The sequence below is a fragment of the Streptomyces sp. NPDC101219 genome, assembly GCF_044767675.1.
In the GTDB taxonomy this organism is placed as follows: Bacteria; Actinomycetota; Actinomycetes; order Streptomycetales; family Streptomycetaceae; genus Streptomyces.
Genome location: NZ_JBIWOK010000027.1, coordinates 20,603 through 33,203 on the forward strand (window position 1 = coordinate 20,603; position 12,601 = coordinate 33,203).

8 protein-coding genes are annotated in these 12,601 nt (G+C 71.8%); 7 read left to right on the forward strand and 1 reads right to left on the reverse strand.

Translation table 11 applies throughout. The features are described 5' to 3' along the window. Positions 1 to 161 precede the first annotated feature (161 nt). Genes ACIRPP_RS31555 through ACIRPP_RS31570 form a run of 4 tightly spaced genes read left to right on the forward strand, consistent with a single transcriptional unit; the run spans position 162 to position 5,580 of the window. Positions 162 to 1,424: a TIGR04053 family radical SAM/SPASM domain-containing protein gene (locus ACIRPP_RS31555; RefSeq protein WP_403650080.1), complete on the forward strand. Its 1,263-nt coding sequence runs from the start codon at positions 162 to 164 to the stop codon at positions 1,422 to 1,424. After that, positions 1,421 to 4,063, forward strand: coding sequence for a multicopper oxidase domain-containing protein (locus ACIRPP_RS31560; RefSeq protein ID WP_403650083.1), 2,643 nt, complete (start codon positions 1,421 to 1,423; stop codon positions 4,061 to 4,063). The genes ACIRPP_RS31555 and ACIRPP_RS31560 overlap by 4 nt, the downstream gene beginning before the upstream one ends. Further along, positions 4,063 to 4,509: a hypothetical protein gene (locus ACIRPP_RS31565; protein WP_403650086.1), complete on the forward strand. Its 447-nt coding sequence runs from the start codon at positions 4,063 to 4,065 to the stop codon at positions 4,507 to 4,509. Before ACIRPP_RS31560 ends, ACIRPP_RS31565 begins: the two co-directional genes overlap by 1 nt. Positions 4,510 to 4,560: 51 nt before the next feature. Then, positions 4,561 to 5,580 carry an Acg family FMN-binding oxidoreductase gene (locus tag ACIRPP_RS31570; RefSeq protein WP_403650090.1) on the forward strand — a complete coding sequence of 340 codons (1,020 nt, stop codon included), beginning with the start codon at positions 4,561 to 4,563 and terminating at the stop codon, positions 5,578 to 5,580. A gap of 432 nt (positions 5,581 to 6,012) precedes the next feature. On the opposite strand, the gene ACIRPP_RS31575 is transcribed toward ACIRPP_RS31570, so the two are convergent. Then, positions 6,013 to 6,435, reverse strand: coding sequence for a pyridoxamine 5'-phosphate oxidase family protein (locus ACIRPP_RS31575; protein ID WP_403650093.1), 423 nt, complete (start codon positions 6,433 to 6,435; stop codon positions 6,013 to 6,015). Positions 6,436 to 6,854: 419 nt separating this feature from the next. On the opposite strand from ACIRPP_RS31575, the gene ACIRPP_RS31580 reads away from it, so the two are divergent. From ACIRPP_RS31580 to ACIRPP_RS31590, 3 genes are all read left to right on the forward strand, one after another. After that, on the forward strand, positions 6,855 to 8,069 hold the full coding sequence (locus ACIRPP_RS31580; RefSeq protein WP_403650149.1) for an MFS transporter: 1,215 nt from the start codon (positions 6,855 to 6,857) through the stop codon (positions 8,067 to 8,069). Between the two features lie 72 nt (positions 8,070 to 8,141). Continuing rightward, on the forward strand, positions 8,142 to 8,618 hold the full coding sequence (locus tag ACIRPP_RS31585) for a hemerythrin domain-containing protein (protein WP_403650096.1): 477 nt from the start codon (positions 8,142 to 8,144) through the stop codon (positions 8,616 to 8,618). Positions 8,619 to 8,917: 299 nt separating this feature from the next. Next, on the forward strand, positions 8,918 to 12,601 hold the full coding sequence (locus ACIRPP_RS31590; RefSeq protein ID WP_403650151.1) for a nitrate reductase subunit alpha: 3,684 nt from the start codon (positions 8,918 to 8,920) through the stop codon (positions 12,599 to 12,601).

Genomic DNA, 12,601 nt, shown 5'->3' on the forward strand with positions numbered 1-12,601 from the left:
GTGCACGACCACATCGACCGCCCTCGAGGCCGATTCCACCGCTGTCGCTCGCGGTGGGTGCCGCGCCCTGTCCGGTCAGGTCACCGTCCGGCCGCCCGCCTCGTCTGCCCCGACTCCAGGGCGGCCGGACACAGCCTCCGGGCGCTCGGCCGGGCTGCGCGATGAACGCCGTCGCCCAGCCCATCCGGCGTCAGCGGCACGACGCGGGGGAGCGGCCGTTCATCGTCATCTGGGAGTCCACCCGGGCCTGCCCGCTGGCCTGCCTGCACTGCCGTGCCGAGGCCGTGCCCGACCGCGACCCGCGCGAACTGGACACCGCCGCCGCCAAGGACCTGCTGCACCAAGTGGCCGCCTTCGGGCAGCCCGCCCCGCTGTTCGTGATCACCGGTGGTGACCCGTTCCAGCGCCCCGACCTGACCGAGCTCATCGCCTACGGCAGGGAGACCGGCGTCCGGGTCGCGGTGTCCCCCTCCGGTACGCCGACGCTCACCGCCGAGCGGCTGCGGGAGCTGCACACGGCGGGTACCGTCGGCCTCTCACTGAGTCTGGACGGTTCCACCGCCGACCTCCACGACACCTTCCGAGGCGTGGCCGGAGTGTTCCGCTGGACCCTGGACGCCTGGGACACCGCGCGCGCACTCGGCATGAAGGTGCAGATCAACACCACGGTCGCCCGGCACAACCTGCACGACCTCCCCGACATCGTCCGCCTGGTCGCCGAGCACGGCGCGATGCTGTGGAGCGCCTTCTTCCTGGTGCCCACCGGTCGCGGCCGCACTCTCGGCGTACTCACGCCGGCGGAGACGGAGGACGTCCTCAACTTCGTCCACGACGTCGGCCTGACCGTACCCGCCAAGACCACCGAGGCGCACCACTTCCGCCGCGTCGCCCTGCAGCGCAGGATCCTCGCCGCCACCGGTGACGACCACGTGGCGGTCCTCGGACTCGGAGCGCTGTACCGGGAGTTGCGCGAGCGGGCCGCCGAGCTGGGCCTGGACGCCGCAGCGCGCCGGGCGAGGCGTCCGCCGCTGGACGTCAACGCGGGCCGCGGCTTCGTCTTCATCTCCCACACCGGCACCGTGCACCCCAGCGGCTTCCTGCCGCTGGGCGCCGGAAGCGTCTGCGAGACGCCGCTCACGGAGATCTACCGCACCTCCGAGCTCTTCACCGGACTGCGGGACGCCGACCGGTTGGGCGGCCGGTGCGGAGCCTGCGAGTTCCGCCGGGTCTGCGGCGGCTCGCGATCGCGCGCGTACGGCGTCACCGGCGACCCGTACGCCGAGGAACCGTGGTGCGGATACGTCCCCGGATCCTTCCCCTACCAGGCGGAGTTGACCGCGCTGCTGCCCGGCGGCAACGACGGCGGGAACGCTTCGCACCAGGACAGCGACGCGGGTTCGCAACAGCACCGAGGAGTGGCATGACCACCGTTGCCGACGGGCCCACCGGGACAGGCGACGCGAGCGGACCCGCCAAGTACCCGAACAGATTCAGGGCGTCGGGCGTGCAGGCCCGGCATCTGCGCGCCCACGTCCTGGTCGCGGCGTGGCTGGGCCTGGCCCTGCTCGCGGCCGCGGTGCAGGAGACCATGCCGGTGGCCCGCTGGCTGTCCGTGCACATGTTCCTGCTCGGTGCCGTCACCACCGCCGTCCTGATCTGGAGCGAGCACTTCGCCGTCGCCCTGCTGCACGCGAGGATCCCCGACCAGCGCTGGAGCACCGCCCGGCTCGTGACGGCCAACCTCGCCGTGGCCGGACTGCTCCTCGGGGTGTGGACCGCCACTGCCGTCCTCACCGCCGTCTCCGCCGCGTCGCTGGTGGCCGCGGCCGGCGCGCACCTGGTGATGCTGGTCCGCCTGGGGCGGGGCGCACTCGGCGGACGGCTCAAGCCGATCGTCTCCTACTACCGGGCGGCCACCGCCGCTCTGATCGCCGGCGCCGTCCTGGGCTGGATGCTGTCGAGCGGCGGGGCCGGCGGGCCCGGCCGGTACGCCGGACTGCGCCTGGCGCACCTCCACGTCACGTTGCTCGGCTGGATCGGGCTGCCCGTCCTGGGCACGCTGTTCATGCTGTGGCCGACCGTGCTGGGCGTACGGATGAAGGACCGCACCACCACGGTGTCCCGATGGGTGCTGTGGCTCACCGGCAGCGGACTCCTGGTCGCGGCCGCCGCTCTGGCCCTCGGCCGGCGCCTGCCGGCGGCGGCGGGCGTCGCCCTCTATGCGGCGGGCGCGGCTCTCGCAGTCCACCTGCTCGTGCGTACGGTACGCGGCAGCCGTCCCGTGTCCGCGGCAGCAGCCTGGATGCTCGCCACGGCCACCTGCTGGCTGCTGATCGCCGTGGCGGCCGACCTGGCACGGCTCGCCGCCCGACCGCTCGCGGAGGCACAGGCCGCGATCGACGCTCTGCTGCCGGTGCTGCTCATCGGCTTCGTCGCCCAGATCCTCATCGGGGCCCTCACCTACCTGCTCCCGGTCGTCCTCAGCAGCGGCCCCGGAGACCGTGCCACCGTACGGGCGCTGCTCGAACGGGGTTGGCTGCCGCGGCTGGCGGCCCTCAACACCGGTGTAGCGCTCGCGGCACTCCCGCTGCCCGATCCCGCCGCCACGACCGGCATGCTGCTGGCCGCGCTGGCCGGGGCCGCGTTCCTCACCCTCGCGGTGCCCGTACTCGTCCGCAGCGGCCGGAAGGCGTCCCCGGACGCGGGAGCCGCCGGTGCGTCTCGGCGCCCCGCGCTGTGGGGCACGGCCGCGGGCGTCGTCCTGACCGTGCTGGCCGTGCTCGTGGCCAACAGCGGAGGTGACACCGGCGATCCGGCCGTCGCCTCCGCGGCGGGAAGCGGAGCTGCGACCGCGACCCGCACCATCGAGGTGACCCTCGCCGACATGCGTATCCGCCCGGCCCGGCTCGACGTCGCTGCGGGAACGGCGCTGCGGCTGAAGGTCACCAACGCCGATGTCCAGCGCCACGACCTCAAGGTCGAGGACGGCCCGTCGACTCCGATGCTCGGCAAGGGCGACAGTCACACCCTCGACCTCGGAACCGTCACCGAGGACCGCGAGGCGTGGTGCACGCTGCCGGGCCACCGGGCCGCCGGGATGACCATGGACATCGTCGTGAAGGACACCGCGAAGAACGGCACGGCCGAGCACGCGGACGGTCACGACGGGCACTCCACCACCGCCTCGAACGGACTGGACCTCGCCGCCGACTTCTCCGACGGCTGGCAAGCACGCGACGCCGGACTGGCCCCCGCGCCCGGCGGAACCGTCCACGAGGTCGAACTGCACGCCGCCCACACCACGGTGGAGGTCGCCCCCGGCGTGAAACAGCAGATGTGGACCTTCGGCGGCACCGCACCCGGCCCCACCCTGCGCGGCAAGGTCGGCGACGTCTTCGAGATCACCCTCGTCAACGACGACACCGGCATGGGCCACGGCATCGACTTCCACGCCGGCGCCCTCGCCCCCGACAAGCCCATGCGCACCCTCGACCCGGGCGAGCAGTTGGTCTACCGGTTCCGTGCCGAGAAGGCCGGAGCGTGGCTGTACCACTGCAGCACCTCGCCGATGCTCCAGCACATGGGCAACGGCATGTACGGCGCCGTGATCATCGACCCGCCCGGCCTGGCGAAGGTCGACCACGAGTACGTGCTGGTCTCCTCCGAGCTCTACACCGGCACGCCCGGCAGCACGGCCCAGGTGACGAAGATGCGCCGGAACACCCCGGACGCCTGGTTGTTCAACGGCATCGCGAACCAGTACACCCAGCGGCCCCTGAAGGCGAAGGCCGGCGAGCGGGCCCGCTTCTGGGTGGTCGCCGCAGGTCCCAGCGACGGCATCGCCTTCCACATCGTCGGCACCGTCTTCGACACCGTGTACAAGGAGGGCGCCTATGCGCTGAAGTCCGGCGATGCGGGCGGTGCCCAGGTACTGGATCTGGCCCCGGCGCAGGGCGGCTTCGTCGAGACGACGTTCCCCGAGGCCGGCCACTATCCGTTCGTCGACCACGACATGCGCCACGCCGAGGCCGGCGCGCACGGCATGGTGGAGGTGAGCGAGTAGTGGACACCGTCGGCTGGTGGTCCCTGGTGCGTTTCGCGCACGTGGCCGGCGCCGCTCTGTGGGTCGGGGGCCAGCTGGCACTCTCCCTGGTGGTCCTGCCGCTGGCCCGCCATCTGCTCGCCCCGGAGGCCAAGGACGGCTTCACCGCCGCGGCCGGCCGCCGGTTCGGGATGCTGACCGGGGCGGTGTTCCTGCCCGTGCAACTGGTCACCGGCTGGGCCATGGCCTGGCACAAGGGAGTCACCTGGGCCTCGCTCGCCGAACCCGGCTACGGCCGCACCCTGACCACCAAACTCGCCCTGTTCGTGATGGTGATGCTCGCCGCGGCCGGACACGGCATCGCCCACGCAAAGGGCCGTGCGGACCTGGCCCGCGCCCTGGCGGTCGCGTCCCTCGTCGGCTCACTCGGTGTCGTCCTGCTCGCCACCGCCCTGCCCGTCACCTGACCAGCAGCCACGAAGAAGAAAAGGGAAGAAGAAGGAAAAGGAGAAGGCATCGTGCGTACCCGAGCCGTCCTGGACGCAGCCACCGTGGAGTCGCTCCTGACGGCCGCCGTGGCGGCCCCGTCGATCCACAACACCCAGCCCTGGCGCTTCCGCCTCGACCCCCACCACCAGGTGCTGGAGGTCCATTCGGCACCGGAACGCACGCTGCCGCTGACCGACCCCCTGCACCGCGCCCAGTACCTGTCCGTGGGCGCCGCCGTCTTCAACCTCCGTCTCGCCGCCCTCCACCTGGGCCGGCGCCCGGAGGTGAGGCTGCTGCCGGACCCGCACAACCCCGGCCTGTCGGCCACCGTACGACTGACCGGTCCCCTCGGCGCGGACGAACGGCCAATGAGCCACGGCCTCTACGAGGCCATCGCACGGCGGCACACGAGCCGGATGCCGTTCACCGGCCGCCCCGTGCCCGAGCCGATCGTGGCGGAGATGACGTCGGCGGCACACGCCGCCGGCGCACGTCTTCACGTACCGGACTTCGCCGGAACACGGCGGCTTCTGCGCCTGACCGCCGCAGCCGAGGCACGCAACCGGGCCCACCCGGACCGCACCGCCGAAACCCTCACCTGGATCACCGCTCCAGGAAGGGATGCCCCCTACGGCATACCCGCCACCGCACTCGGCCCGCCGGATGCGGGCAAGCGCATGCCGATGCGGGACTTCACCGGTCCCCTCTCCGCCGGCCGTCGGCCCGCCCTGTGGTTCGAACGCCACGCCCAGCTCGGTCTGCTGTGGACGGCACACGACCGGCGGGAGGACTGGTTGCGGGCGGGCCAGGCCCTGCAGTACGTCCTCCTGACGGCGACCGCCCACGGGGTGCGCACGTCACTGCTGCACCAGGCCATGGAATGGCCCGACCTGCGGGCCGCGACCGCGCTTCCGCGACCCAAGCGGTGCCACCCTCACGTGCTGATCCGCTTCGGCTACGGACCGGACGGCGCCGGCACACCGCGAGCCCCCGGGCAATCCGCTGCTCGGCCAGCACCGCCTCCCGCGGCCGGAACCGAGGAGGACTGAGCGCTGCACCGTCCTGCTCCGGACACCCGGGGCCTGGCCGTGTGCATACGAGCCAGGTGACCCTGCGGAACAGGAGGCAGATTCCGTGGAGTTGACGAGGGCCGGGTCCCCGGGCGCGTCGCGACAGCCGGCCCCGTATGCTCCCGGTGCCCGGCATGGTGCCCGGCATGGTGCCCGGCATGGTGCCCGGCATGGTGCCCGGCAACGGGGTCCTGCCGGAGGACAGCGCCGCGGCGAGTAGTCCATCGGAGGGCTGCGGTCGGGACGTCCCGGGCTGATGGCGTATCACCGGGCCCGTGCCGCCCGACCGCCCTGCCTGAGGTCGCGGCGGCCGATATCCGTTCGACGTGCCCGTGCGGGTGCTCCTCGGAAGAGGCCGAGCCTTTGCCGACCGACACCGCAATCCAGGCGGCCGGAGCCCAGGGCCGCGCCTCACCGCATGCCGGGCGTTCCCCTGAGTTCGCGTCCGGTGACCATCTCCGACTCGATCCGTACGAACACCTCGTCCTGCAGGGGCATCCATGACGCGGGGCCGGTCTCCGAGAGCCGGGCGTGCTCGTCGGGACCGGTCACGACGGTGGCCCGTCCGGTGACGACCACGCTCCAGCCGGAGCGGGTAGCGGCGTCGAACTCGTCCGCCTCGAAGGCGACCACGACGCCGTCGATGGCGCGGACGAGGTCCGAGTCCGGGGACGTGCGCAGCAGGACGGAGGCGTCCGTGTCGAGGGAGAAGTTGATGGGCAGGACCGCGGGCAGTGCGTGTCGGGTGTAGACCACGCGGCCGACCGGCACCTTGGCGAGCAGGCGCAGGCACTCCTGCCGGTCGAGTGCGCGGAAGGCATCGTTGTGGGACATCGGTCCATCGTCCCCGCGGATGCCGTGTGGGGGTAGGGCCGACCGGCCCTACCCCCATGGGCCCCTCGCGGTGTGAGGACGGCCGACCGCTGCCGTCGTTTCGCGGGAACCGTGCGGGTAAGCCGGTGGACGAGGGACGCGGCCGCGCGGAGGGACGCGGCCGCGCGGAGGGACTGCCGGGTCCGGGTCAGGGGACCGTCCGTCCGTCGGCAGGGACTGTTGGCCCATGCCTGCGGTCGGCCCCGATGCGGACAGTGGTTCCTGAAGGCCGCTCCGCAGGCAAGGGGCCTGCGGCCATGGGTGGTCCAGATGCGCAGAACCACCACAAGACGAAAGGGACGGACAACATGGCCCAGCCGTTGAAGTCGAAGAGCGGCAGTTCGCCGTCGGACGCCCAGGTCTCCGGCCGGGCTTGGCTGATGCTGGCCCTGGCCACGGTCGGCTTCGCCGTGAACTTCTGGGCGTGGGCGCTGCTCAGCCCACTCGGCCCCCGGTTCAAGGACGGCCTCGACCTGTCGTCGTTCGAGCAGTCGCTGCTGGTGGCGGTTCCGGTCGTGGTCGGCTCCCTGGGCCGCATCCCCGTGGGCGCCCTGACCGACCGGTTCGGCGGCCGGGTCATGTTCCCGATCGTGTCGGCGGCCACCATCGTGCCCGTGCTCTACCTCGGCCTGGCCGGACACGACTCCCTCGCCGCCCTGCTGATCGGCGGCTTCTTCCTCGGTATCGGCGGCACCGCGTTCGCCGTCGGCGTGCCGCTGGTCAACGCCTGGTTCCCGCCCGAGCGGCGCGGCCTGGCCATCGGCGTCTTCGGCGCCGGCATGGGCGGCACCGCCATCAGCGCCCTGACCACGGTGAAGCTGGTCGACGCGAACAGCATGTCCACCCCCTTCCTGATCACCGCCGCGGTGCTGGCCGGCTACTCCGTGGTCGCTGCGCTGCTGCTGCGGGACGCACCCGGCCGCACTGTGCCGACCGAGCCGCTGGGCCGCCGCCTGGCCACCACCGCCCGGCTGCCCATCACCTGGCAGGCGTCCGCGCTGTACGCGGTCGCGTTCGGCGGCTACGTGGCCTTCTCCGTCTACCTGCCCACCTACCTCAAGACCGGCTACGGCCTCACCCAGGCCGACGCCGCCAACCGCATGGCCGGCTTCGTGCTCCTCGCCGTGGCGATGCGTCCGATCGGTGGCTGGCTGTCCGACCGGTTGGGCCCGGTCCGCGTGCTGGCCGGCTCGCTGGTCGTGGTCGTGGCCGGAGCGGTGACTCAGGCGTTCACCCCGGCGCTGGCCCCGGCAGGCACCATCGCCTTCCTGGCCATGGCCGCCGCGCTCGGCGCGGGCAGCGGAGCGACCTTCGCCCTGGTGGCCCTGCGCACCCCGGCCGACCAGGTCGGCTCGGTCACCGGCGTGGTCGGCGCCGCGGGCGGCCTGGGCGGCTTCCTGCCGCCGCTGGTCATGGGCTCGCTGTACGGCCAGTACGGAACGTACGCGGCCGGCCTGGCCCTGCTCGCCATCGTCGCCGCCGCCGCGCTGGCCTACACCCTCACCGGCGTCCGCACGGCGGCCGGTGGTGGCAAGCGCACGCCGCGTGCCGGCCGTCGGCACCAGCACCGCACGAGCGCCCGCACCACCGCGTAAGGGCGGCGGGAACGAACAGGGTCCAAGGGCGGCACACGATCCGGGGACAGCGAGCAGCAAGGAGAAGAACCGGTGTGCGAGTACTGCGGATGTCAGTCGCTGGCATCGATCGACGAGTTGACCCGCGAACATGACGAGGTCGTCCGTCTGATCAGCCACCTCCGCCCCGCCCAGCCGGCAGGAGACGTGGCCGGAATGGCGGAGGTCGCCCGCGAGATCGCGACCGTGCTCGGTCCTCACACGCACGTGGAGGAGCACGGCCTGTTCCCCGCGATGGCCGGAGACTTCCCCGACCGGATCGCGGTCCTGGAGGCCGAGCACCGTCACATCGAGGCGGTGCTGGCCGAGGTCGCCGACGGCGTCACGCCCGCTGACCGGACGTGGCCGGACCGGCTGCTGGGTGCCATGGACCTGCTCCGTTCCCACATCCTCAAGGAACAGGACGGCGTCTTCCCGGCCGCACTCGCACATCTCAGTACCGAGGAATGGGAAGCGGTCGAGGCCGTGTGCGAGCAGGCGGGCAGTGCCCTGCCCCGGCCCGTCACCTGACCGGCCGCACTCGGCCTCATCAGCGGAACAACCCATGCCTGTGCCCCGCTCAGCCGAGCGGGGCACAGGGCCGACATGCACAGGTGTGGTCACTCGGAGTCCGGGTAGCCCACCCTGGACGCAGACGATCTTCACCAAGTCGCACGCTGTTGTGGAGTTGGTTGTTGACCTTGCCGGGGGCGGCGGTCGTAGAGTCGTCAGCGGCCGGAACCGATCACGATTCGAACGGGCGTCTCGGGTGCCCGGAGCGGAGTGGCACGGTGAGTACGGAGACCAGCCCGGAACGGGCACGGGCGGGCATGGACGGCGATCTGGCGGAGGCGCTGGTGCGCAGCCGCCGCTTCTTCACCAGGGCGGAGGTCTCTGACGACCTGCGCACCCTGCACCGCAAGGGCGGCCGGCAGGCGGACGAGTTCTACCGGGACCGCTGGTCGCACGACAAGGTGGTGCGGTCCACGCACGGAGTGAACTGCACGGGTTCGTGCTCGTGGAAGGTGTACGTCAAGGACGGCATCATCACCTGGGAGGCCCAGCAGACCGACTACCCCTCCGTCGGCCCGGACAGCCCCGAGTACGAACCGCGCGGCTGCCCCCGGGGCGCGGCCTTCTCCTGGTACACCTACTCGCCCACCCGGGTCCGCTACCCGTACGTGCGGGGCGTGCTGCTGCAGATGTACCGGGAGGCCAGGCGGAGGCTGGGCGACCCGGTGGCGGCCTGGGCGGACATCGTCTCGGACCCCGAGAAGGCGCGCCGCTACAAGCGGGCGCGGGGCAAGGGCGGCCTGGTGCGGGCGAGCTGGGACGAGGCGGTGGAGATGGTCGCCGCCGCGCACGTGCACACCATCAAGGAGTACGGGCCGGACCGGCTGGCCGGCTTCTCGCCGATCCCGGCGATGTCGATGGTCTCCCACGCGGCCGGGGCCCGCTTCTACTCACTGCTCGGCGGGGCGATGCTGTCGTTCTACGACTGGTACGCCGACCTGCCGGTGGCCTCGCCGCAGGTGTTCGGCGACCAGACCGACGTCCCGGAATCCGGGGACTGGTGGGACGCCGGGTATCTGATCATGTGGGGGTCGAACCTGCCGGTGACCCGGACCCCGGACGCCCACTGGATGGCCGAGGCCCGCTACCGCGGCCAGAAGGTGGTGGCGGTCTCCCCGGACTACGCGGACAACGTGAAGTTCGCCGACGAGTGGCTCGCGGCCCAGCCCGGCACCGACGGGGCGCTGGCGATGGCCATGGGGCATGTGATCCTCAAGGAGTTCTTCGTCGACCGGGCCACGCCGTACTTCACCGACTACGTGAAGAAGTACACCGACCTGCCGTTCCTGGTCGCCCTCGACGAGATCGACGGCACGCCGGGCACCTACCGGCCGGGCAAGTTCCTTACCGCGGCCGACCTGGGCGGCGAGCACGCCGAGGCCGAGCACGCGGAGTTCCGCACCGTGCTGCTGGACGCGGCCATCGGGCAGCCGGTGGTGCCGAACGGCACTCTCGGCGACCGCTACGGCGAGGCAGGGGCCGGGAAATGGAACCTGGATCTCGGCACCATCGACCCTCTCCTGTCCGCCGGAGGCACTGACGAGGCACCGGTTGCCGTCGACTTGCCCCGCTTCGACGTACCCGACGGCAGCGCGGGACGGCTGCGACGTGGCGTACCGGTGCGCAGGGTGGCGGGCCGCTTGGTGACCACGGTGTTCGACCTGCTGCTGGCGCAGTACGGGGTGGGCCGCGATGGGCTACCGGGTGAGTGGCCGGCGTCGTACGAGGACGCGAGCGAGCCGTACACCCCCGCCTGGCAGGCGGCGATCACCGGGGTCGCCGCGGAGAAGGCGGCCAGGATCGCGCGTGAGTTCGCCGCCAACGCCGAGGAGTCCGGCGGCCGTTCGATGATCATCATGGGGGCGGGCACCAACCACTGGTTCCACTCCGACACCATCTACCGGGCCTTCCTCACGCTCACCACGCTCACGGGTTGCCAGGGCGTCAATGGCGGCGGCTGGGCTCATTACGTCGGCCAGGAGAAGGTCCGTCCGATCACCGGCTACTCGGCGATCGCGACCGCCGCGGACTGGAACCGTCCGGCCCGGCTGATGATCCAGACGGCGTACTGGTACCTGCACAGTGACCAGTTCCGTTACGACCCGTTCTCCGCCGATACCCTCGCAGCGGCGGGACAGGGCGGCCCGTTCGCGGGGAAGACCACCGCCGATGTGATCGCGCAGTCGGCACGGATGGGCTGGATGCCCTCGTATCCGACCTTCGACCGCAACCCGCTGGACCTCGCCGACGAGGCGGAGGCCGCGGGCCGTGACGTGGGCGCGCACGTCGTGGAGGAGCTGAGGTCAGGGCGACTGGGGTTCGCGGGTGAGGATCCTGACGCGCCGGAGAACTTCCCGCGGGTGCTGACCGTGTGGCGGGCCAATCTGCTGGGTTCCTCGGCGAAGGGCAACGAGTACTTCCTCAAACACCTGCTCGGCACCGACGCGTCGGTGCGTGCCACGGAAGCGCCGCCGGACGCCCGCCCGCGGGATGTGGTGTGGCGGGAGGAGGCCCCGGAGGGCAAGCTCGACCTGCTGCTGACGCTGGACTTCCGCATGACCAGCACCACCGTCTTCTCCGACGTCGTCCTGCCGGCCGCGACCTGGTACGAGAAGCACGACCTGTCCAGCACGGACATGCACCCCTTCGTGCACGCCTTCAACCCGGCCATCGCCCCGCCCTGGCAGACCCGCACCGACTTCGACGCCTTCCACACCCTCGCCAAGGAGTTCAGCCGCCAGGCCGCCGAACACCTCGGGGTGCGCAAGGACGTGGTCGCCGCGCCGCTGCTGCACGACACCCCCGACGAACTGGCCACCCCGCACGGCAGGGTCCGCGACTGGAAGGCAGGGGAGTGCGAGCCGGTGCCCGGCCGCACCATGCCGAAACTGATCACGGTCGAGCGGGACTACGCGGCCGTCGCCGACAAGATGGGCGCCCTCGGCCCGCTGCTGGACACCCTGGGCGCCACCACCAAGGGCGTCACCTTCAAGGTCGGCCGTGAGCTGGAGTACCTGCGGCACAAGAACGGCACCGTGAGGGGCGGCCCGGCCGACGGACGGCCCTCGATCGCCCGTGACTCCCAGGCCTGCGAGGCGATCCTCGCCCTGTCCGGCACCACCAACGGGCACCTGGCCACCCAGGGCTTCCACACCCTCGAGGCCCGCACCGGCACGCAACTCGCGGACCTGGCCGCCGAGCACGAGGGCAAGCAGATCACCTTCGCCGAAACCCAGGCCGCTCCGGTCCCGGTCATCACCAGCCCCGAGTGGTCCGGCTCGGAGACGGGCGGACGCCGCTACTCCCCGTTCACGGTCAACGTGGAGCGAGACAAGCCGTGGCACACCCTCACCGGCCGCCAGCACTTCTACCTCGACCACGACTGGATGACCGCTCTGGGTGAGCAACTCCCCGTATACCGACCGCCGTTGAACATGGACGCACTCTTCGGCGAGCCACGTCTCGGAGAGGTCGGTGAACTGGGCGTGACGGTCCGCTACCTCACCCCGCACAACAAATGGTCCATCCACTCCGAGTACCAGGACAACCTGTTCATGCTCTCGCTCTCCCGGGGCGGTCCGACGATCTGGATGAGTACCCAGGACGCGGAGAAGGTCGGCGTGAGCGACAACGACTGGGTGGAGGCCGTCAACCGCAACGGTGTCGTCGCCGCCCGCGCGGTCGTCTCGCACCGCATGCCGGAAGGCACCGTCTACATGCACCACGCGCAGGACCGGCTGATCGACGTGCCCCGCACCGAGACGAGCGGCCGGCGTGGCGGCATCCACAACTCCCTGACCCGCCTGCTCATCAAGCCGACCCATCTGATCGGTGGCTACGCCCAGTTGTCGTACGCCTTCAACTATCTCGGCCCGACCGGCAACCAGCGCGACGAGGTCACCGTCATCCGACGCCGCGCGAACCAGGAGGTGGAGTACTGA

What these genes read in the sequence shown, in the direction of transcription:
- ACIRPP_RS31555 (WP_403650080.1), top strand. Translation starts at nt 162, where the DNA reads ATGAACGCCGTCGCCCAGCCCATCCGGCGTCAGCGGCACGACGCGGGG.
- ACIRPP_RS31560 (WP_403650083.1), top strand. Translation starts at nt 1,421, where the DNA reads ATGACCACCGTTGCCGACGGGCCCACCGGGACAGGCGACGCGAGCGGA.
- ACIRPP_RS31575 (WP_403650093.1), bottom strand. Translation starts at nt 6,435, where the DNA reads ATGTCCCACAACGATGCCTTCCGCGCACTCGACCGGCAGGAGTGCCTG.
- ACIRPP_RS31580 (WP_403650149.1), top strand. Translation starts at nt 6,855, where the DNA reads ATGCTGGCCCTGGCCACGGTCGGCTTCGCCGTGAACTTCTGGGCGTGG.
- ACIRPP_RS31590 (WP_403650151.1), top strand. Translation starts at nt 8,918, where the DNA reads ATGGACGGCGATCTGGCGGAGGCGCTGGTGCGCAGCCGCCGCTTCTTC.